The 21,796-nt window shown below is 63.7% G+C and carries 17 protein-coding genes; 10 read left to right on the forward strand and 7 right to left on the reverse strand.

Annotated elements, in window-relative coordinates:
• Window positions 1-1,940 (forward strand): PAS domain S-box protein (locus tag VLE48_06345; protein HSA92615.1); only part of this gene is annotated, 1,940 nt, incomplete at its 5' end.
• Complete coding sequence (locus VLE48_06350; protein HSA92616.1) at window positions 1,937-2,593, forward strand: response regulator transcription factor; 657 nt, start codon at window positions 1,937-1,939, stop codon at window positions 2,591-2,593. The genes VLE48_06345 and VLE48_06350, both read left to right, overlap by 4 nt.
• On the opposite strand, the gene VLE48_06355 is transcribed toward VLE48_06350, so the two are convergent.
• From VLE48_06355 to VLE48_06375, 5 genes are all read right to left on the reverse strand, one after another.
• Window positions 2,590-3,462, reverse strand: coding sequence for an EAL domain-containing protein (locus tag VLE48_06355; protein HSA92617.1), 873 nt, complete (start codon window positions 3,460-3,462; stop codon window positions 2,590-2,592). The two genes, VLE48_06350 and VLE48_06355, sit on opposite strands and share 4 nt — an antisense overlap.
• Window positions 3,459-3,836 carry a response regulator gene (locus VLE48_06360; GenBank protein HSA92618.1) on the reverse strand — a complete coding sequence of 126 codons (378 nt, stop codon included), beginning with the start codon at window positions 3,834-3,836 and terminating at the stop codon, window positions 3,459-3,461. The genes VLE48_06355 and VLE48_06360 overlap by 4 nt, the downstream gene beginning before the upstream one ends.
• A gap of 178 nt (window positions 3,837-4,014) precedes the next feature.
• A complete protein-coding gene (locus tag VLE48_06365; GenBank protein HSA92619.1) occupies window positions 4,015-5,370 on the reverse strand; it encodes a sigma-54 dependent transcriptional regulator in 1,356 nt (451 codons plus the stop codon).
• Window positions 5,371-5,378: 8 nt separating this feature from the next.
• Window positions 5,379-8,363, reverse strand: coding sequence for a PAS domain S-box protein (locus tag VLE48_06370; protein ID HSA92620.1), 2,985 nt, complete (start codon window positions 8,361-8,363; stop codon window positions 5,379-5,381).
• A 396-nt stretch (window positions 8,364-8,759) separates the two neighbouring features.
• Window positions 8,760-9,974 (reverse strand): ATP-binding protein, encoded by a 1,215-nt coding sequence (locus tag VLE48_06375; GenBank protein ID HSA92621.1) that lies wholly within the window; start codon window positions 9,972-9,974, stop codon window positions 8,760-8,762.
• Window positions 9,975-10,337: 363 nt separating this feature from the next.
• Between VLE48_06375 and VLE48_06380 the strand changes: the two genes are divergently transcribed.
• Window positions 10,338-11,768, forward strand: coding sequence for a HEAT repeat domain-containing protein (locus VLE48_06380; protein HSA92622.1), 1,431 nt, complete (start codon window positions 10,338-10,340; stop codon window positions 11,766-11,768).
• A 559-nt stretch (window positions 11,769-12,327) separates the two neighbouring features.
• Here the strand turns inward: VLE48_06380 and VLE48_06385 are convergent.
• Both VLE48_06385 and VLE48_06390 read right to left on the reverse strand, forming a co-directional pair.
• Window positions 12,328-13,026 (reverse strand): PilZ domain-containing protein, encoded by a 699-nt coding sequence (locus tag VLE48_06385; protein HSA92623.1) that lies wholly within the window; start codon window positions 13,024-13,026, stop codon window positions 12,328-12,330.
• The gene (locus VLE48_06390; GenBank protein ID HSA92624.1) at window positions 12,989-13,891 is read right to left on the reverse strand and encodes a GGDEF domain-containing protein; all 903 of its coding nucleotides are present in this window, start codon (window positions 13,889-13,891) and stop codon (window positions 12,989-12,991) included. The genes VLE48_06385 and VLE48_06390 overlap by 38 nt, the downstream gene beginning before the upstream one ends.
• Window positions 13,892-14,628: 737 nt before the next feature.
• Here VLE48_06390 and VLE48_06395 point away from each other — a divergent pair.
• From VLE48_06395 to VLE48_06425, 7 genes are all read left to right on the forward strand, one after another.
• Window positions 14,629-15,462: a FecR family protein gene (locus tag VLE48_06395; GenBank protein ID HSA92625.1), complete on the forward strand. Its 834-nt coding sequence runs from the start codon at window positions 14,629-14,631 to the stop codon at window positions 15,460-15,462.
• Between the two features lie 96 nt (window positions 15,463-15,558).
• Window positions 15,559-17,262 (forward strand): hypothetical protein, encoded by a 1,704-nt coding sequence (locus VLE48_06400; GenBank protein ID HSA92626.1) that lies wholly within the window; start codon window positions 15,559-15,561, stop codon window positions 17,260-17,262.
• 244 nt (window positions 17,263-17,506) lie between these two features.
• Window positions 17,507-17,641: a hypothetical protein gene (locus tag VLE48_06405; GenBank protein ID HSA92627.1), complete on the forward strand. Its 135-nt coding sequence runs from the start codon at window positions 17,507-17,509 to the stop codon at window positions 17,639-17,641.
• Between the two features lie 63 nt (window positions 17,642-17,704).
• The gene (locus VLE48_06410) at window positions 17,705-18,454 is read left to right on the forward strand and encodes a hypothetical protein (protein HSA92628.1); all 750 of its coding nucleotides are present in this window, start codon (window positions 17,705-17,707) and stop codon (window positions 18,452-18,454) included.
• Window positions 18,455-18,535: 81 nt separating this feature from the next.
• Entirely contained in the window at window positions 18,536-18,928 is a 393-nt protein-coding gene (locus VLE48_06415; GenBank protein HSA92629.1) for a hypothetical protein, read from the forward strand.
• A gap of 80 nt (window positions 18,929-19,008) precedes the next feature.
• On the forward strand, window positions 19,009-21,243 hold the full coding sequence (locus VLE48_06420; protein ID HSA92630.1) for a protein kinase: 2,235 nt from the start codon (window positions 19,009-19,011) through the stop codon (window positions 21,241-21,243).
• 99 nt (window positions 21,244-21,342) lie between these two features.
• Window positions 21,343-21,549 (forward strand): hypothetical protein, encoded by a 207-nt coding sequence (locus tag VLE48_06425; protein ID HSA92631.1) that lies wholly within the window; start codon window positions 21,343-21,345, stop codon window positions 21,547-21,549.
• The last annotated feature ends 247 nt before the right edge of the window (window positions 21,550-21,796 follow it).

Below are 21,796 nucleotides of genomic sequence, written 5' to 3' on the forward strand. Positions count from 1 at the left end.
CCTCCAGGTACGAGCTGCGCGTGCTGCGCAAGGACGGCTCGGTAGGCTGGGTTGAGATGAGCGCGGGGTTGATCAAGTGGGACGGGTGGCCGGCCTCGTTGGGCATCGCCTACGACATCACTGAGCGCAAACAAGCGGAGCGTGAGCTGCGGACGAGCCGCGACTTGCTGAGGGCCGTCACCGAGGGGACGCTGGACGTTATCTTCGTCAAGGACCTGCGGGGGCACTACCTGATGATGAACCCTGCTGGCGCACGACATTTGGGCTTGTCTCCCGAAGCAGTGGTTGGGAGACACGACAGCGAGTTTTTTGGGCCGGAGAGCGCTCGCTGCTTCCGCGAGCAGGAGAGCGGCGTGGTCCGAACGGGCGAAGCACGAACTTTCGAATATCCGCTCACATATCCCGACGCCACAACCAGGACGTTTCTCAGTGTCAAGGCTCCGGCCCGGGATGAATCCGGGCAGATCGTGGGAATCATCGGGGTAGCTCACGACATCACCGAACGCAAGCGCGCGGAGACGGCGCTGGCGGAGAACGAGCGCCGGTTCCGGGAACTAGCCCAGACCGCTCCCACCGCCATCTTTGTGTACGACGGTAGCCGGATCGTGTACGCCAACCCGGCTACCGAGGAGATAACGGGATACAGCCGGGAGGAACTGCTGGTCCTTGACCCGCACGAGATGGTGCATCCCGACTTCAGGGGACAGGTGAAAGCGCGGGCGGTGGCGAGGTTGCGTGGGGAGGCTGTGCCCGGCCGTTATGAGCTGCCCATGCTTCGTCGGGACGGCACAACCCGCTGGGTGGACTTGAGCGCCCGGGTGCTGAACTTCGACAGCAAGCCGGCCATATTGGTGATCGCCTATGACATCACCGACCGGAAGCGGGCAGAAGAAGCCGCGCTCATGGCGGAAATGAAATACCGGGCCATCTTCGAACAATCCGTCGTGGGAAACTTCCAATCCACGCCCGAAGGGCGCTTCCTGATGGTCAATCAAGCCATGGCACGAATGTACGGTTACGACTCACCGGGCGAGATGACTCGCAGCGTGACCAACATCGGGGCACAGCTCTACACGGATGCGAAGCGCCGAACCGAGTATCGCCGGATGCTCGAGGACCTGGGACGAGTAATGGATTTCGAGGCCGAGCATCGACGCAAGGATGGCAGCACCTTCTGGACCTCAGACAGCACGCGCGCGGTCCGCGATGCGGGTGGAAGACTCCTGTACTACGAGGGCACCGTGCAGGACATCACCGCGCGCAAGCAGGCGGAAGCGGCGTTGCGCCGACTTTCCGGCCGGCTGCTGACCCTGCAGGACGAAGAACGCCGCCGCATCGCGCGCGAGTTGCACGACTCCACGGCGCAGAACCTGGCCGCGTTGATCATGAATCTGGGCGCGGCGGAAAAAGGGGCGGCTCGGATGAACCTCAAGGCCCGGCGTGCGCTCACCGAGGGCCTGGCGCTGGCCAAGCAGTCGGCTCGCGAGATCCGCACCCTGTCCTATCTGCTACACCCGCCGATGCTCGACGAGTTCGGGCTGGCGGCGGCGCTGCGCTGGTACGTTCACGGTTTCAGTGAGCGCAGCGGAATCCGGTTGGAGCTCGAGATGCCCAGGAAACTGCGCCGGCTGCCACCGGATGTTGAAAGAACGCTGTTCCGCATCACGCAGGAGGCCCTGGCCAACCTGCGCCAGCATTCCGCCAGCAAGCGGGCCAAGGTTGTGCTCAGGCGAAAAAACGGCCGCGTCGAGCTGGAGGTGCGGGACTACGGCAAAGGTCTGCTCGCCAACGGTCGTCACCCCCAACGCCCCATGGGAGTGGGCTTGGTGGGGATGAGGGAGCGCGTGGACCAACTCGAAGGCCAGTTAGTGATCGAACCGGCCAAGCCGAAGGGGACGCGGGTGCGGGTCTGGCTGCCGGTGGGCATGGGCAAGCCGTGAAGGCAAGACGCATTTTGGTAGTCGACGACTTCCCGGTGGTCCTCCGCGGCTTGTGCGCCTTGCTGGATGGGCAGCCGGGCTGGCAGGTGTGTGGCGAGGCAGTCGATGGCCGGCAGGCGGTCGAGAAAGCCCGCGAGCTGCAACCCGACCTGGTGATTCTCGACATCAGCATGCCGGAGCTGAATGGGATCGCGGCCACTTCGCGCATCCTGAAGGCGGCGCCGGACACCCGAGTACTGATCCTTACCATGCACAGCTCCGAGGAGATGGTGGAGCGAGTGCTGGCCGCCGGGGCACAGGGCTACGTGGTAAAGTCCGACGCGGAACGGGATCTGGTGGCGGCGGTCGAATCGCTGTTGCGAGGCAAGCCGTTTTTCTCGCCGTCCATCTCTGAGTCGTTCCGGAACGGCGACTTCAAGAGGAAGGGAACCAGCCCGAAAGGTCAGGCCGCCCGGCCAAGCCTCAGCCAGCGCGAATGCGAGGTGATGCAACTACTGGCCGAGGGAAAGACCAATAAGGAGGTGGCGGGGCGGCTGGGAATCAGCGTGCGCACCGTAGAGAGCCACCGCGCCCACATCATGAACAAGCTGCGCTTTCGTTCGCTCAGCGACCTGGTGCGCTACGCGGTCAGGAATCAAGTGGTACAGGGCTAGCGGACGAGCTCCAGTTGCCGAAGGGCAGGCGCCAAGGGACCCACAACGGAAGGGCTCCTTCGCTGCGACACCATGTCCCGAACCAGAAGGCTGGGCCGGTTGTAGTTGGAGCGACGGGAGAACCACTCACAGGCCCGCAATTCTTCCACTGTCATGGGTGCAGCCAGCAGGTAGCACTGAACCAGGGTGAAGCCCATGGTGAGCAGGGTTTCCAGGTCGGAGTATCGATCCACACCTTCAACGACGGGAAGGGCGCCGAACTCGCGGCCCAGATGCAGGATCGAATCCAGAACGGCGTGGCGATACGGATCGGACCCACAGCCGACCACGATGGATGAATCCACCTTCACGTAGTCGGGCTTGCAGTCCAGCAGCGTGCGGTAATGGGAGTGGCCGCTCCCCAGGTCATCCAGGGCGATGCGGACTTCATTCTCCCGCAACATATGAAGGGAAGAAATCAGGCCGGGACGGTCCCAGGAGGGAGTTTGCTCCACCACCTCCAGGATGATGCGCGAAGGCGCCACCAGGTTCTCTTCGGCGGTTTGCAGCAGGAAGTCGGCGAACTGGCGGTCGCCGCCCAGCGTGGAGGCATGCACGTTGATGGAGACGTCCACGTCGGGCGGAAGGCAGCGCACGGTCTCCAAGATGGTACCGACGCAGGCCCGATCCACCACAGGTTCGCGGCGCTTGCGACGGACATACTCAAAGAGCACGCCGGCTGACTCGAGGATGGTTCCCCTCGGCCCGCGGCTCAAGCATTCCACGGCATGCAGCCGTTGGCCGCGGGAAGAGATCTCGAAAATGGGCTGAACCCGGGTCGTGAGACCGCCGGGTTCGAGCACCGCATCAAGAAGACACTCGGTTTTCATTTTTCACCTCCAAGAATGCGCCGCACGACCTGCAGCAGTTCAGGCAAGGGCTTGGGTTTGTCCAGAACAGCATGGACTTTGTTCAGGCGGCATTCTTCGTCCACATCCGCCGAGCGAAAAGCCGTCAGCAGGATGACCTTGGTCCAGGGATAACGTTCGTAGATCTCTTCGATCAGGCTCAATCCCTCGGCCCGATCCACGCCACTGAGGCGAAGATCGGTGATGACCAGGTCATAGCGGTAGTTGGCCAACAATGCCTGAGCGGCGGCCAGTTCCTGGGCCCTGTCCACCACGTAGCCGTGGGCCTCCAGAAAATCTGCCATGGAGTTCAGAATGGTTTCCTCGTCGTCTACCAGCAGTATCTGTTGCGGCATAACTGGGTCGTGCTCCGTTTCAAGGCCAGAGCCGGTCGGCCGGGCCTGCTCCGGTAGAAGCAACCCACGGACCATTCACGTGGCAGATGGCCGAATGGGTAACCCAGGTGTTTTCAATTAGATGAACTGAGGACGCCAGGTGCGGCTGGAGCATCCATGTCCGGCCGCTGGATGGTCTCTAGGACTTGGACGAGGCCAGGCCGTATTTCTTGATGCGCTCGTACAGAGTGCTGCGCGGGATACCAAGCTTTCTGGCAGCTTGTTCCACGCGGCCCTGTTCCTGCGCCAGAACTCTCTCGATATGACGCCTCTCCAACTCCACCAGAGTGAGCGCGGATTCGTCGGCCACGGTGGTTGGGAGGGCGCTGGCAGCCTCAAAGTACAGGTCGCGGCGGCGAATCTCACTTTCCCCGCTGAGCAGCGCCGCCCGCTCCAGGACGTTACGGAGCTCACGAATGTTGCCTGGCCAGGAGTACGTGCGCAGGCTGTCCATGGCGTCCGGGGCCAGGCCCAGGCGAGGCCGGCTGAGGTCGGCTGCCAGCCGCTGCAACAAGTGCTCCGCCAGCACGGGGATGTCCTCCTTGCGCTCGCGCAGTGCGGGCACGCGCAGGGGAACTGTACTGATTCGGAAGTAGAGATCGCTGCGGAACCGGCCTTCCTTGCCGAGCGCGGCCAGATCCTGATGGGTCGCGGCGATCAACCGAATGTCCACTCGCCGGTCGCGCACCTCACCCAAGCGGCGGAAGCTCTTCTCCTCCAAGACCTTCAGGAGCTTGGGTTGCACCTGGAGATCAACGTCGCCGATTTCGTCCAGGAAGATGGTTCCGCGATGGGCTACTTCCAGCAGGCCTTGCTTGGCGCTGACGGCGCCCGTGAAGGCGCCCTTCTCATGACCGAACAACTCGGTTTCCAGGAAGTCGCGATTCAAACCGGCGCAGTTCAGGTCCACGAAAGGCTCTTCCGAGCGCGGCCCATTGGCGTGCAACCACCGCGCCAGCACTCCCTTGCCGGTTCCTGTTTCGCCGCGGATCAGCACCGGACTCTCGCTGGCAGCCACCTTGCTTGCCGACTCGGCAAGCTCTCGAATGGCGGAACTGGAACCGAAGAAGGGATCGATGGCCTCGCGCGCCTGGCGGGTCTTGCCAGCCACTTGCCGCTGCCGGTTGCGCTGGTTCTCCAGAGCTCTTTGCAAAACCACGAGTACGGCCGGAAGTTCCACGGGCTTGGTGAGGAACTGTTCGGCGCCTTCCTTGATGGCGCGGACGGCCAAGTCGATGGAGCCGTGCGCCGTCAACACGATCAGGGGCACATTGGGATCGATGGCGCGCAGGCGCGGCAGCAGGTCGAGCGCCGTGCCGTCGGGCAGGGAGTAGTCCAGCAGCGCCGCCTCGGGACGCAGGCCCCGGAACTTGTCTTCGGCGGCGCGGCAGTTGCCGGCCTCGGCCACGTCGAAGCCATGGGCCTCGAGATAGTCCTGCACCGCGAATCGGATGGCCTCGTCGTCGTCGACGACCAGAATCTTGTATTTCGCCAAGACACTTCCTACGGAACGGAATAAGCCTGCTCGTCCGCAGGCTGAACCACCGGCGCGGAAACGAGGGGCAAGCGGACTCTCGCTTCTGTGCCACCCTGGGGCCGGTTGCGAATGGAGATTGTACCTCCATGCTCTTCGACAATGCGTTGCACAATCGATAGGCCCAGGCCCGTCCCGCCTGCCCGGCGCGAAAAGAACGGCTCGAAGATTCGATCAAGGTCCTGCGTCGCGATGCCTGAGCCGCAGTCCAGAACGCAGCATTCGACCCAGCGGCGCCCGGATTCCTCCATGGTCTCCAGCTCCAGGTCGACTAACTGGCCCGGCGATGAGTGCTGAACCGCGTTTTCAACCAGGTTCTGGAAGACCTGGATCAGACGCAGCCGCTCGGCTAGGACCGTGGCCGGGGCGTGCGCATGCACCAGCACCTTGACGCCGGCCTGAGTGGCCATCGGGGCGCAAGTGTGTAGCGCCTGGCCTAGGACCACGCCCAGGTCCATCTGGATTCGATCCGGACTGCTGGGCTTGCCCAGTTCCAGTAACTGCTTCATCAGTTCCGTCATCCGGGAAGTTTCGCGTCGCAGGGCGCCCACGTATCGCTCATAGGACGGTTGACTCCCGAACCGGGCCTCAAAAGCATCCAGGGTGGAAGAAATTCCAAACAGAGGATTGCGCACTTCGTGAGCCACGCCCGCCACCAGGGATCCGAGTGTGGAGAGGGTCTCGGTACGGAGTAGCGATTCCTGCAGCTTGACCAGTTCAGTGGTGTCGCGCAGGATCACGATGGTGCGGTTTCCCGCGTCCGCTCCCGCCATGGGCAGGGCCTCGATGTCCCAGGAGCGACCGGTCTCGTCTCGAATCGCAAGCGGCGCGACCTGATTCGCGTTGGTCAGCCGGGTGGCCAGATTGGCCGCGGCCTGCCAGGGCTCCCCTGGCAACCCGCGCATCGCCAGGCCCAGCAGTCTCTCATAGCCCAGTCCGGCGAGCCGTTGGCCGGCGCCGTTGATTCGGAGGATTCGCCCGGCGGCATCCAGCAACACGATCGGTGACTGCATGGCGTCGAACGTCTCCCGCCATTCCGCCGCCGAGTGCTCGATGGCGGAATGCAGCCGTTCGCGCTCTTCCTCTGCGCGCTTGCGCTCGCTGATATCCAGGATGAATGCGACCGCTTCATCCTTCGAGCCTTCCAACTTGGATAATCCGATGAGAACCGGGAAGCGGCTTCCGTCCTTGCGGAAGTACTCCTTTTCCCTGGGGGTAGCTGTCCCGGATGCCTGGAGTTGCTGGCCGGCCTTCACGTCACTGTCTACGTGCTCGGAAGGCGTCATCGCCTTCCAGTTGGCTCGTCCGGCGGCGAGGTCGCTGCGCGTGTACCCGGTCATTTTGAGCCAGGCATCGTTGGCCATCACTACCCGGCCGTCGAAACGGGCGATGTGCAGCCCGATCAAATGGGATTCAAACAGTTGGCGGAATCGCTCTTCGCTGCGTCGCAGGGCTTCTTCCGCCGCCACACGCTCCGTCTCATCCGTCACCACCGAAAGCATGCAGTCCTGTCCCGCGACCTGGATGAGCTCCGCGGATAACTGACCCGAGCGCTGTGCCCCGTTCTTGTGGCGAAATTGCAAAGCCCGTCCGACCAGCCGGCCCCGCTGTCGCAGAATCTCGGTAACGTTGGACCGTTGTTCGGCGTCCCACCAAAAACCAATGTCGAATGCGGTCCGGCCGATGACCTCCGAGCGGGTCTGACCGATCATGCGAAGGAAGGCCTCATTCACATCCAGATAGCGGCCCCCCTGGAGTGTGCTGATGATCATCGGGGTCGGGCTGGAATGGAAAGCCCTGGAGAACTTGTCTTCGGACTGGCGCAAGGCCATCTCTACGCCGCGCAATTCCGTGATGTCCGCCATTGCACCGATCATGCGCAACGCGTCGCCCTCGTGGTTGCGCATGATGTAGCCCCGATCGGCCACTAACGCAAAAGTTCCATCGGCGCGTTGAAAACGGTATTCCATGGCGACCACGGACCCGCTTCCCCGCAAAGCGGTGTGGAGCGTCGCTGCGACATGCGCCCGGTCGTCCTCGTGCACCCGCTCCAGCCACCAGGCGTGACCGTCTCCGTCAGGAGAAGGAGGCGGGTGCCCGAACAGCGACTGCAGGGCGTCGTTCCACACCGTCTCGTTGGTCCAGATGTTCCAATCCCAGACGGCATTGTTCGTGGCTCGGGTGACCAGCCGGTACCGCTCCTCGCTGCGCCGCAGCGCTTCTTCCGCCTGCTTGCGTGCCGTGACGTCCTGCTTGATGGCGATGAAATGGGTGACCTCGCCGTGGTCGGCCACCGGCGTAATGGTCATTTCCTCGACGTAGAGCGAGCCATCCTTCCTCCGGTTTTGCATCTCGCCTTCCCAGGTCCGTCCCGAGAGGATGGTCTGCCACAGCTCGCGGTAGAAATCCGTTCCATGAAGGCCGGACTTGAGAAACTGTGGGTTACGGCCGATGGCCTCTTCTACCGAATATCCGGTGAGCTTGCTGAACGCGGGATTGGCCCAAATGATAGTTCCGTCGCGTCCCGTAATGAGTACGGCGTTGGCCGCAGCCTCCAAGGCCGCGGTGCGGATTCGCAGGTGTTCCTCAGCGCGTTTCCGGCCAGTGATGTCGATGTCCATGCCTTCGATCACATCCGGCTCGCCGTTCGTGCCGCGGACCAGCACAGCGCTGGAAAGCACGCAGAGCGCAGTGCCGTCCTTCCGCCGGCACCATAGTTCGTGGTTGTGGACTGCGCCCTCCCGTTGCAACCGGGCAACATAGTCCTGACGGTCGGCTGGATCGGCGTAGAGGTTCTCACAAGGCGTTCGCAACACCTCTTCGCGTGAGTCATAACCGTACATGCGCGCGAAGGCGTCGTTGCAGTCAAGAGGGCGGCCATCGACGGTAGTGCGAAAGAGAGCGGCAAGGCTCCGCTCAAACAGTCTGCAATACGTGCTCTCTGCTTCTCGCATCGGCTTGGGTTCCACTGGAGGCACCATCAATCTCAAGTAGATCCTCTGGTTGGAATCTCGTTCCATCGTGAAAAAGCACCCAGGCCGCGCGAAAGGCGGCCTGGGCGGGGTACCAGGATCCAGCCCACAAGCGAACGCTCTGCAGTCATCCCGTGGAGCGGTTGAACGGGCCTGCCCCAAGCGCTCACTGGCCGAATCCTCCGATTCCGGGCCGTGGGAACCGACGTCTCCTTCGGCCCGCTCTCTCTATGACCGTAACCAGCAGTTTGTTTGCCATGAGTGTCGTGATCTGAAGTGGTTGCAAAATAAGCCCAAAAGGCCATCCACCACGGTCACAGGACAGCGATAGTCTGGGAACCGGATGACTCCTTTCCTAACCTTGGACGGCGCGATGGGTCAGGTCCGGCTGGCTGGCCGGCATTCGCCCTGGGCCACTAGGGCGGCCTGTCGATGCGCCATCTGGCCCTCCTCGCTCAGGCTGGGGGAGCCCGAACCGAGCGACCCATCGGCATGAGGCAAGGCTACGGTGAATTCAGAGCCCTTGCCTATTTCGCTTCTCACCGAGATATGCCCTCCGCTCTGTTTCACGATCCCATAGACAGTCGCGAGACCCAGCCCGGCACCCTGCCTGGGCCCCTTGGTGGTGAAGAAAGGTTCGAATATCCGTTCGCGCGTCCGGGCGTCCATCCCATAGCCGGTATCGGCAACAGTGAAAACCACGTACAGGCCGCTTTCGACTGGCTGTTCGCCACATAAGGTGCGGGAGTCCAGTCGGCGAGTAGCAGTCCGCAAGATGAGCCGGCCTCCATGCGGCATGGCATCACAGGCGTTGGCCACTAGATTCACCACCACCTGTTCAAGCTGGCCTCGGTCGGCACGGATGCGTTGTGGTTCCGGGCCCAACTCCAGTTCCAGCGCGATGTCGCTGCGGGCGGTGCATTTCAGCATGTCCCGCAGGTCCAAGATGGCGGGGTTCAGGTCGAAGACGGAGGGCAGAAGCGTGTGCCTCCGGCCTACGGCCAGCAGTTGGCTGGTAAGCCTGGCCGCGCGGTCCGCCGCTTCGCATATGGATTTTGCCCAGCGACCCACGTTGGTGTCCGGTGGCGCCTCCTGCGCCAGCAGATCTCCGTATCCGGTTACCACCGTCATCAGGTTGTTGAAGTCATGGGCCACGCCGCCTGCCAGGCGGCCCACCGCTTCCAGCCTTCGCGCTTGCTGCAATTCCTCCTGCAGCCGCTTTCGTTCCATGGCGTAGCGCAGAGCGCGGGCGATCAGCGCTCCGTCGCACTGTCCCTTGATGAGGTAGTCCTGGGCCCCGGCTTGCACGGCTCGGATAGCGGTCAGTTCGTCGTCAAGCGCCGTCAGCACCACCACGGGCACAGAGGACGACGCCAATGTCTTCTCCAGCGTAAGCAGTCCTTGGCTGTCGGGAAGGTCCAGGTCGAGTAGAACCACATCGAAGCTGGGCGTAGCCAGCAGCGCCAGGGCTTCTGCCAACCGCTCGACCGTGACGCAATGATAGTTCCCGGGTGCGCCTCTCAACGCGCCCTGCACCATCAATGCGTCGGGGCGCTTGTCTTCTACCACCAGCAGCTTGACTTCAGTTTCCATATTCACCTGGGCGGCCAGTCCGTGCGGTACGATCCTGTGCGCGGAGCATGACGCCCCGCTACTCGTTTGGCACGGCAGCAGCCAATCCGTTCCCGACCGGCCGCAATCCTAGGAAGGCACTCACGAACAAGCACTTGGGGGCCGACGCGGACCGTCGCCCCGCCGACATCCGCGTGGCTGGCGTCTGACATTGGGATGGAATAGTCCGAAGCTCAGAGGCCCGGCTGTCGCCTGCCCACTCCTCGGCCAGCCTCCGGCCCTTCCCAAATCGAAACAGCAGAACCATTTGGGGACGAACGAGGTCTCCCTTTCCCGTTTTGGCGCAGAGATTGCTTTTCCACCGCGAGGGATGGAGGAACCCACATGTTCGCACCCATAGAGAGCCTTGTGCCTTTGGTCAAGTGGACCTTGGCCACCGTTGTGACTGTGAACCTGCTCATCGGTCTTTTTGTGTTCATGCGCAGGCTGAAGCGTTGGCGCTACTTCCAGCTCAAGGAGGCCATCGCGGAAGCGAACCTTCCCTTGCTCTGCGCCGTGGCCGAAGGCCAAGTGTCCAGGACCGAAGCCCTGGCGAGCTGGAGCAAGGCGTCGTCGAAAGAGCACATTCAAGCCCTGGAGGAGCTGCTGCTTAAGGCCGCGCGCCAAGGCTGCAGCAATGCCTCGGACCTGCTCTATTCGCTGGGTTATGTCGGCCACTGGGCAAAGGCCGCATTCGGGCGCCGGCGTGCCAAGCAGCTCATTGACGCCTGCCTGAAGCAGAGGGGAGATACTTCTCTCGCCCCACCCGCATCGTCCTTTCGCGCCCGGCTGTCGCGCCTCCGGCTGTTTTCCATACCTCGGGCTGCGGCAGTAGCCAACCTGGGCATCCTCCGGCCGGACTGGGCGCTGGTCTTTGCCACGGCTGCCCTCAAAGACCCAGCGCTCGACGTGCGTATTGGCGCGCTCGACGCTCTTGGTCGCAGCCGGCATCCGAAAGCCCTACCGGTTCTTTTCGAGGCGGCCATGAAGTGTCTGGAGGCAGGTTGCGACCTGCCGCCCCTGGCCATCAAGACAGCACTGACTCGGTTCCAGGTGGAAGACCTTGTCCATTTCCTGCCGTTTCTGACCGATCCCGATCGCCGCGTCCGGGTGGCTTCCGCGGAAGCCGTAGCCCTGATCTGCCGCCAGGCCGGCCCGAAAGCCATAGCAGCCAGGAACGACTTGGGGGAACTCTGCGTCCTGACGATGGAACAACTTGCGTCGGACAAGATGGCCAAGTTGCGCGGTCTGAGTGCGCAGATCCTGGGACAATTCCAGGGTGAGCCGGTCGACGCGGTTCTGGCAGCGTCCCTGCGCGATCGCGAAGCCACGGTGCGCTTGCAGGCGGCTCGTGCCTGCCGAGGCCCCCACCGCTTCCGGCAGATCCCTTTCCTGGTCCAGAGGTTGTCAGACTCCGCCTGGGAAGTGCGCGAAGCCGCCGCCCAGTCCTTGCTGGCAATTGGTGAGGACGGCAAGCGGCAGATGTACGAGCACTTTGTCACCAGCGGGGACCCCTACGGTTGCGACGAGGTGGCCGACCAGATCCAGCGCCGCGGCCTGGCCGAGGAGCTCATCCTGGAGCTTTCTGTCCCCGGCCGCGAGTCGTTGGCCAACGCCGTGTGTCGCAAGATGCTGTTCCTGGGTAAGACTTCCGCTCTGATGCACGCGGCCGCAGCCATGGAAGCGCTCCCGGCGCTTCAGGCCCTCGCCCTGGAAGCTCCTGTTGACGAGTTTCTGCGTGTCCGGGAAGCGACGGTGCCCGTCTTCGCCAGATAGCCGCAGAGAAAGACCGCCGGACTCGGGATTCTCTATTCCGAGTCCGGCGCCGTTTTCTCCGAACAGCATTTGGAGCTTCCGGCGGGGCACCCTCAGGCCTGTGCCGACTCACGAGCGGGCCTCAGTAGACCCCCGCCACTAGCAGCCTAGAAGCCTCAAAGTCTCATGAATGCTCTTAGCTCGGACTTGTATCAAGGGCATGGCTTCAGCCGTGGCAAAAAGCCGCCGAAATCGTGGGCGTTAGCCCTGAGGTTAAGACCTTAGGCCCTCTGCGAAATATTCATGGGATGGCTGATGGCTTCTAGCCGCAGAGGAAGCCCGCTGGACTCGGAATCTTTGATTCCGAGTCCGGCGCCGCTTCCTTCGAAACGCACAATACAGGGTCGGCGGATGGGTGGCCCAGCCTTGTGGAGGTGCGCGGCTCGAGGGCGGCGACGGTGCCCACTTCATTGCGCAGCAAAGGGCGGACTGTCTTCGTGCCGCCGCTTCTGGGTTCTGCACCGGCCACGGATCCCACTGCGAAGCGACGCCGTCGCCGCACTGCCGGGTTCTTGAAGGTCTACTTGGCCTGCGGCTGGAGCATTTCGTCGTCGATTCGTGCTCCCAGCCAGCGCTCCAGTGCGAGTTTGGATAGCGGGGCAAAGTTCAGGAAGCGAGTGCCGGCGCGTCCGCCGTCCTTGGTCCAGACAATCTCGACCCGTGCTTCGAACGACGTGGCGGTCTCAGGCAGGGTGAATCGGATCTGGCCGGATTCCCCCTGGGTCAACGGTTTCCAGGCGCGCAATCCCACTCCCCCCTCGCTCACGTCGATGACGGTTGCCTGTACCACACCGGACCCGGTTTCCAAGGTCGCCGTGACCTCCACCGAGTACCGCGTGCACCGGCGTAGCTCACGGAGGATCACGGCTTGCGCCGCGCGCAAGTTGCGGGCTGCCCGCTCGCCCCGGATGGGCTTGTCAATCACCAGGTTGGCGCCCATGTCGAAGGCCGTGCGGAAGGTTTCCTGGTCACGCGCCAGTGCCACTCCTACGGAGCGGCGGTTGAGGCGTGACTTGCGCATGCCCGCCAGCAACCCCCACGCATTGCAACCTTCGTCGGAGTCAACGATCACGGCGTCGAACTTGTGGCTTTCCAAGCGGTCGATCACGCTGTGGACGTCCGGGCAGATTTCGACACCGATGCTCAGTTCGTCCAGCGCCCGCGCCAATACCCGCACCACTTCAGGATCTTGGGAGAACAACAGCGTGTTGGCTCGCATTCGTATCCCCTTGTTTTTCCAATGTGTTATAGGATTTCCGTAAGCGCTTGCTGCGGTACATTTCTGCATCGGCCCGGGCCAGGGCTTCTACCGTCTCGTACCCCGGCTGGCACTCCGCAAGTCCACAACTGAATCCCAGCCGGTAGCCGGGACCGCCGTGTGCGTCATTCCACTGGCGGGTCTTTTCCTCGAGTCTGGCGACGGCGTGTTCTGCCGCAGCGCGGCTGGTGTCGGGAAGGATCACCAGAAACTCATCGCCCCCATAGCGAATCACCGTGTCCGACTCCCGAAAGACGCTCTCCAGGGTCTCGGACGCTTGGCGCAGGAACCGGTCGCCTGCCTGGTGGCCGAACCGGGTGTTGATGGCCTTGAAGTCGTCCAGGTCGATCATGAGCAGGGTCACTCTGGAGTCGAGCCGCTCGGCGCGCCGCATCTCCTTGACCAGCGCCTGCTCCATGTAACGGCGGTTGTACAAGCCCGTGAGCGGGTCCAGCACGGATTCCTGCTCTGCTGCCTCGGCGCGAATCAGTTGTGTCAGCAGCATGTTGCGGGCTGCATTCAGGGTTCGCCGGTGCTGCACCACGTGCAGCGTGAACAGCGCCATCAGGATCACGAAGCCGGAAAGAACCTGCAACGTATCCCAGTCCGGCAGGCGTAGTTCGTGCAAGTCCCGCAGGGTCCCCAACAGAATCGGCAGCAGGTAGCCGCTGGTCAGCAGCCACAGGATGACCAGGGCGGTGGTCCAGAGCTGAAGCTCGCGGCGTCCCAACGACCGGAACTTCTTTTGCAGCTCCTCGCGGGGATTCTCTGTGGTGCCGCGCGCCTGCCTCCTCGACTCCCGCTTGAAGATTGACTGTCTGATCATCCAGAAGCTCTCTCGCACCACTAGGGGCTGACAAAGCACTTCTGTTGCCAAGAATGCCTGCGAGGGCTGGTTGCTACTCTCCTGAATAGAAAGGGGATTGAGGTTCTGACGAAACCCTGTCCGGTGTCTGGACTCCATACCCCGGACGCTTGTCCGCAGGCTGGACAGCGCCGCAGTCGCTTGACGGATCGCGGCTTCGGTACGCCTGTTGGCAGTCGCTGATCTGCTCAGGGCCGAGTGGGCCGTCCGGAGCGCAGCCGTAACCCTTAAGAATCTTCGTGTCCTGCGTTAGCGGACTCCGCTCACGCCCGTCAGGCGGCTCAAGTTCGAACCGGACTTCACCCGCAGGCGCCGCAGCGCTGTCGAAGACCAGATCGGCGCCCTTCTCGTCCATCTCGCGTTTGTCGGACTTGGCGAAGCGCACGAGGCGGGATTGCGATGACAGGATGCTGGGCGTTGGCCTGAGAACCGGCGGGTGCGGTGAAGGCCTAGCCCGGCAAGAATCTGATGTCCGTCGAGCGAGGCCGAAATCCGCCTGTTTGAGCTTGACAGGAGCGCTAGCCCCGGCGTAGCGTGGCGCCCTCCATCATCCGTCAGGCTATCCGGCAGCATTAATCTCAAGGTCTGCGGTCTTATCCTGCGGTCTTATACGGAAGCGTCATCAGGGCCCCGCCGAATAGAAACGGGTAGCCCTCCGTTCGGACAATCCTGCGGCACAGGAGCCGAAAATGGCTGGCATGGCGAGATTTCCCTTCCTGCGAGGAGCAATCGCGGTCGTTCTGTGTGTCCTTATTTCTCCGTTGCCCTACGCGCTGGCGCAGGCCGGCCAGCGGGCGGGCGAGGTGGGGGCGCTGGTGCCCACGGCCACGCGCAACGCGGGGAACGTGAAAGTCAAGGACAGCCTGGCCTGGAACGATTTTCTCCGCACCCAGGCAACCGGGCGCCTGCGCGCCAACCTGGTGGATGGCTCGCTGCTCAGCATGGGCTCGAACAGCGAGATGCGGGTGGTGCAGCATGACGGCGCTTCCCAGCAGACCCAACTGGAGCTGAACTACGGACGGCTGCGCAGCCGGGTGGTGCAGCTCACCAAGCCGGGCGCCAAGTTCGAGGTCAAGACGCCGCACGCCGTGATCGGTGTGATCGGCACCGATTTCTACGTCTTCGTGGATGCGGACCGCACCCTGGTCATCGTCTTCACTGGCAAGGTGTCCATCGTTCCGCTGCGCAAGGACCCCAACCAGCCTGACTCGCAGGCCACGCCCGTTCCCCCGGGGATCGACGTGGACGGCGGCCAGATGGCCGAGGTGCGCTCCGGTCACGTCGAAGGACCTTCGCCGACCCCGCTCGGGGTGCAGCAGGACAGCATCGAGTCCACCACCGTGCAGGAGCAGGAGCGCGGGCGTGGCATGACGAATCGCAGCAAGATCGCCATCATCACCGGCATCGTGCTTGGAGTGGCCATCGCCATTGCGCTCAGCACGACCAGGTCGGAGGAGTGCTCGACCTCCACCAGTACGTCTTCGTCCTCGAGTTGCTCTTCGCCATTTACCTCGACCTCGACCGGACCGTAAGGTGGCCAGTCTTGGGGATGGTGCCCCATGTCTGCGCCGCGCTTCTTGGCGCAGACATGGGGTTGAGATCTGCCGGCCCGCATTACACTGTCGGGCGTGAGGCCTGCACCGCGCTGGCTCCGCTGGTTGTTGCTCTCCCTGGCTGTCGCCCTGGGCTTGTTCCGACTCCTCGCCGACCGCGACCTGCAGGGCGGGGACACCGTTTCCTACCTCGACATCGCCTTTTCCTGGATGCGAGGTGATCTGGGGGCGGCGGTCAACGCATTCTGGAGCCCGCTGTACTCCTGGCTGCTGGCCGGCATGCTGCTCGTCCTGCGTCCCGCGCCGGAATGGGAGTTCACCGCCGTCAGCCTGGTCGGCTTCGCGGTTTACCTGGCGCTGCTGGCATCCTTCCTGTTCTTTTGGCGGGCGGTCGAGGCCTGGAGGAAGACAAGTTCGGCGGGTGATCCGGATTCGCCGGGATTTTCCCCGGTCGCCTGGTCCATGCTCGGGTACGCCCTCTTCCTGTGGTGCTCGCTCGATCTCACCAAGCTGACCCGCAGCCCGGCCGACATGCTGATGGCCGTTTTTGTGTTTCTGGCCTGCGGGCTGCTAGCCCGCATGCACGCCGGAGACCTGCGGCCGGCGACCTTCGCACTGCTGGGCGCGGCCCTGGGTCTCGGATATCTGGCCAAGGCGCCCATTCTGCCGCTGACACCGGTCTTCCTGATTTCGGCACTGGTGATGGCCCGCCGCCCGCGGCGCCTGTTGCCGGCCGTCGTCTGCTTTCTGCTCTTCGTGCTGCCCTGGGCGGTGGCCCTCTCCCGCCAGAAAGATCGGCTGACCTTGGGCGACACCGCGCATCTGAACTATGCGTTTCACGTGAATCGGGCGCCCATGTTCCATTGGGAGGGGGAACCGCAGGGAACCGGCACGCCGGTGCATCCGCCGCGCAAGCTTTCCTCCCATCCCGCGCTCTATGAGTTCGCTGAGCCCGTGGCCGGGAGCTATCCCATCTGGTACGACCCTTCCTACTGGAACGAGGGCCTGTGGCCGCACTTCGACCTCCGCCAGCAAGGGGAAGCGCTCACCCGGACGCTGCCGCTCTACCAGTTTGTGCTCCGCAGTCGGCCGGACCTGGTCCTGCTTCCGCTGGTCCTGCTGCTGCACTACGCGCTGTCCGTTCCGGGAGCACCTCTGGCATGGGACCGGCGCTTCCGGGCCTGGTTCCTGTTTCTGCCCGCGCTGGCTGGCTTCGCCATGTACAGCCTGGTGTACGTGGAGCGGCGCCACATCGCGGTCTTTGTTGTCTTGTTCTGGACGGCGGTCTTTTCGTCCCTGCGCTTCCCGGAGTCCGGACGCACCGGCCGGTTGGCCAGCGTCCTTTCTGTTCTCCTGCTGGTCGCGACGCTGGGACTGATCCTGCTGGGCGCCGGGGAAGACTGGAGGGTCATCCGCGAGCGCCCCGACCGCGTGCACTGGAACGTCGCCCAGGAACTGGTGCGCCGCGGCGCCCGGCCGGGCGACCGCATCGCCGTGATCGGCGGTGGGCTGTGGAGCGCGCCGCTGGCTCACCTGGCGCGAGTGCGGATCGCGGCGGAGATTCCGGCAGAGGAGTCAGCCGCTTTCTGGTCGGCGGACCGCGCCACCCAGGCGTCATTGATGCAGCGAGGGGCGCAGGTGGGCATCCGCCTGGTGGTGGCCGACTGCACCAATTGCGCGCCTCCGCCGGGATGCGCCCGTTTCCCGAACACTTCCGTTCTTGCCGCCTCCGACCAGCGCGACTTCTACGTCTGCGAGCTGGCGGCGTTCTTGCCGTAACCCGCTGTCGACGCCTCATTCCCAGCCAGGGAACCGGGGATTACTGTGGTAACGCCTTCTTCGTTGTTCCTCCTGGTGTTCCCTCTTGCATTGAGTGGTAGACTACCGCGCTGAAGGTCAGGTACTCCCGCGGAGGGTCGGGCAGGTTCCGGGATTCGGAACGCTGCACCACTTTCCCGGTGGCGGAGTGTGTTTCCGTGGTATACGCTTCTCGGGCCGCAACTGCGGCTTTGAGAGGCCACCCGTGAGGAAGCGTATTCTGCTGTACCTGGCTGGACTGGCGCTGTTCGCCATGACACTTTCGGCGCAGGCGCCGGTGAGCTTTGGCGGCGATCCCGACCCGGTCTGTCCGCCGAAGTATTGTCCGACCGAGCCCTAGCGGATCCGGAGCAATCCGGAAGAGATCAGGGGCCGTCGGTCAGGAAAGGACTCCGTCGGCCCCATGCACGCCTATCTGAATTTTGGTGATTACGCCGTCTGGTTCACGGTGATCCTGCTGCAGGCGGCGCTGGTGCCGGTACTGTTCCAGTCCGGCAACCACCGTGAGTACCCAGCCTTCACCGCCTACGCCGGCTATTGCCTGGTGCGTTCTGTGATCCTGCTGGCGGTCTCGTCGAGTTCGCTGACCTACTTTCACGTCTATTGGGCGGGGCAGTTCCTGGAAGTGCTGTTGGCGTTGCTAGTGGTCCGGGAACTGTTCGCGAAGGTGATGCGGCCGTACGGCTGGATCCCGCCGGGCGTGGTGCCTTCGCTGGCCATCGCAGGACTGGGGATCGCAACCGCCACGGTACTGCTGGCGTTGATGCTGCCCATGACCGAGCCGTTCCCGGTCATGACCTTCCTCAGGAGCTTCGAGCGCGTCAGCGGCCTGCTGCTGTTCGCGGGGTTTGCCAGCGTGGCGCTCTTCTCCAGCATGACGCACAATCCGTGGCCGCGCACCTCGTTCGGCATCGAAGCCGGTTTCCTGTTCTACCTCACTATGCACGCCATCGCGGAAACCGTGGCCCACGGCATGGCCAACCCTCGCCCGGTGCGGCTGCTGGGAAGCTTGGCCTTCGCTGTGGCCCTGACCATCTGGCTGGGGCACTTATGGAAGCCGGAGAAGGCCAGCCGTCGACTGCCCGAAAACATCATGGACATCAGCCGTCTGCGCAACAAGCTGACCGAGCAGACCCGCGTGATGAAGGGCTAGGGGAGGCGATTCCCGCACCGCTGCGGCGTCACAGACAACCTAACAGGCGAGGGCTAGCTTCTTAGGGAGGTGACTCCGCACATGCCCATTCGCTTTGTCCTCCTGCTTTTCGTGATTGTTGTCGCGGGTTGTGGCAGCGACACCGTGTTGAATCCGCGCTTCCAGCCGGAAATCAACAACGCTACCGACAACTTCCAGTTCCAGGCCACGAACGTAACCAACGTCAACGACCAGTTGCAGTACACCTGGCAAAACACCGGGATGCAAGCCAACGTGAACCAGGCTTGCAGCATCACCGCGGGTACAGCGTCGCTGACCATCCGCGATTCTGCCGGAACGGTCGTGTACTCTGGCGATCTGCGGAACAACGGAACCTTCGTGACCAATGCCGGTCCCTCGGGAGGATGGACGATCGCGGTTTCTCTGAGCGGCGTATCCGGGACGCTGAACTTCCGCGTGCAGAAGAACCCCTAGACGCCAGGCTTGGAGTGACCATCCACGGCAGCGGAGTTGACCGAGGCCAGCGTTCTGATACCATCAGGCGTCGCCCTCCCATGGAAACTCTGATCGGTCAGACGGTCTCCCACTACTCGGTAGCGCGCAAGCTGGGCAGTGGCGGGATGGGAGTGGTCTACGAGGCCGAGGACAGCCGGCTGGGCCGCCGGGTTGCCGTCAAGTTTCTGCCTCCGGATCTGGCCCAGGACGCGCCCTCACTCGAGCGCTTCCAGCGCGAGGCGCGCGCGGCTTCGGCGCTCAACCATCCCAACATCTGCACCGTCTACGCCATCGAGCAGCACGAGCAGCGCCATTTCATCGTGATGGAGCTGCTGGAAGGGCAGCCGCTGGCTCACCTGGTGGGTCGGCAGCCGTTCGAGATCGAGCCGCTGCTGGGCATCGCCATCCAGATCGCGGACGCGCTGGAATCGGCGCATGCCAAGGGCATCGTGCACCGCGACATCAAGCCGGCCAACATCTTCGTCTCGCCGCGTGGCCAGGTGAAGATCCTTGACTTCGGGCTGGCCAAGATGGATGCCGCGTTGCGCGGCGCCGGCGGCGACCACTCCTCGCAGCTTGAAACCATCGCCGGCGAAGCCCAGCTCACCACGCCCGGGACGGCGCTGGGCACGGCGGCCTACATGTCGCCCGAACAGGCCCGCGGGCAGCTCACCGACGCCCGCACCGATCTCTTCTCCTGCGGCGCGGTCCTTTATCAGATGGCGACGGGCCTGCTGCCTTTTCAGGGCGAGACCTCGGCCGTGATCTACGAGGCGATTCTGAACCGCGACCCGGTTCCGGCAGCACAAGTGAACCCCGCCCTGCCTGCCGAGTTGGGCCGCATCATCGAGAAAGCGCTGGAGAAGGACCGCAACCTGCGCTACCAGACGGCCACGGAACTGAAGACCGATTTGCTGCGCCTGAAGCGCGACCTGGATTCCGGGCGCAAGCGTGCCGCCGACTCCAGCGACTCGCGCGTAGCCGCGGCCGGCAAGCAGGTGGAAAAATCCATCGCCGTCCTCTACTTCGAGAACCTCAGCGGCGTTAAGGAAGATGAGTACTTCCGCGACGGGATCACCGAGGACATCATCACGGAGCTGTCCAAGATCAAGGGCCTGCGCATTTTCTCCCGGCCCACGGTGCTCGCGTACCGCGACAAGCCGGTCACGCCGGCGCAGATCGGGCAGCAGCTCAGCGCTGCTTACGTGCTGGCGGGCAGCGTCCGCCGCTCCGGCAATCGGCTGCGCATCAACACGCAGTTGGTGGACACCCAGACCGATTTCCCGCTGTGGTCGGAGCGCTACGACCGCGAGATGAAAGACGTGTTCGAGGTGCAGGACGAGATTGCGCACAAGATCGCCGAGGCGCTGCGCATCACGCTCTCACCCCAGGAACAGGAAGCGCTGGCTGCCAAGCCCACCCAGAACCTGCAGGCCTATGACCTTTACCTGCGGGGCAAGAGCTACGCCCGCCGGGTCACGCGCCAGGACATGGAGTTCGCCCTGCAGATGTTTCAGAGCGCGGTGGCGCTCGACCCGGACTTCGCGCAAGCCTATGCCGCCATCGCCAACGTGTGCGCCCAATACCACTACCATTACCACCGGGAGGCTTCCTGGATGGAACGCGCTCGGGAGGCCTCCGAGCGCGCCGTGACCCTGGCGCCGCAACTGCCCGAAGCCCTGGTCGCCCAGGCCTGGATGCTTTTCTCCGAGCGCAAGTACGAGGAGTCGGTGAACTGTTCCCGGCAAGCCATCGAGCGCAAGCCCGGCTGTGACGGCGCCTACTACATCCTGGGGCGCGCCCTGTTCGCATCCGGCCGCTACCTGGAAGTGGTCGACATCGCCGACGCCGCCGTGCAGGCCAACGGCGACGACTACAACATCTACGTCCCCATTGAGAACGCTCTCGGCGCGCTGGGCAAGAAGGAGAAGGGCAAGAACCTGGAGCAGCAGCGCACTCTCGCCCTGGAGCGCCACCTCAAGCTGGTGCCCGAAGACGCCCGGGCCCGCACCCATCTGGCTCTGAACCACATGCGCTTGGGCCGCCTGGATGACTCCGTGCGCGAGATCAATATCGCCGTCGCCTTGCGCCCCAGCGACGCCACCCTGCTCTACAACATCGCCTGCATCTACTGCGGCATGGGCAAGAAAGCGGACGCGCTGGAATCGTTGCGCAAAGCCTACGACGCCGGCTACCGCAACACCGACTGGGCGCGCCGCGATCCCGACCTCGCCCTGCTGCACGGAGATCCGGAGTTCGACAAGCTCTATCCGGAAAGCCCGTCTGCCGACTGAGCCAAGGGCTTAACCTCCGCGCTCCACGCCCGCCGCGCGGATTGTAGGCAGCGGGTGCGCTCTCTGCCATCCACTGTTCGCGGATACCACCGCCAGATCATGCGTTGGATCGCCGAGGAATTGGGGCCGGAGACCTACGTCAACGTGATGGCGCAGTACTATCCCGCGGGCAAGGCTACGAACACCGAACACGCCGAGATCAACCGCGCCATCACGCGCGAGGAGTTTCGCGGGGTGCTGGCCGCCGCCCGCGAAGCGGGCCTGTTACGCACGGACCAGCGCTCGGCGCTGCGGGTTCTGCGTTGACTATCCCGGACAACCTCGCCCACTCGTTTCCACTCGCCGTGGCCGGCCGGACCGGCCCACGATTGCGGCCCAGTTCATCTTCCTAAGAGCGGCTGAAACGGCGGGCGCCAGGAGCGGCGCGTGGTCGTCAGTCGCAACGAAAACATCCGGAAACCGGCACAAACGGCTCGCAGTATGCAACCGAGCTCCGGGCGGAACGCACCAAAGTAATAGCAACGCGGGTTACTCGTAATCACTCCGGGGTTAC

Source organism: Terriglobales bacterium (genome assembly GCA_035454605.1).
In the GTDB taxonomy this organism is placed as follows: domain Bacteria; phylum Acidobacteriota; class Terriglobia; order Terriglobales; family Acidobacteriaceae; genus DATMAB01.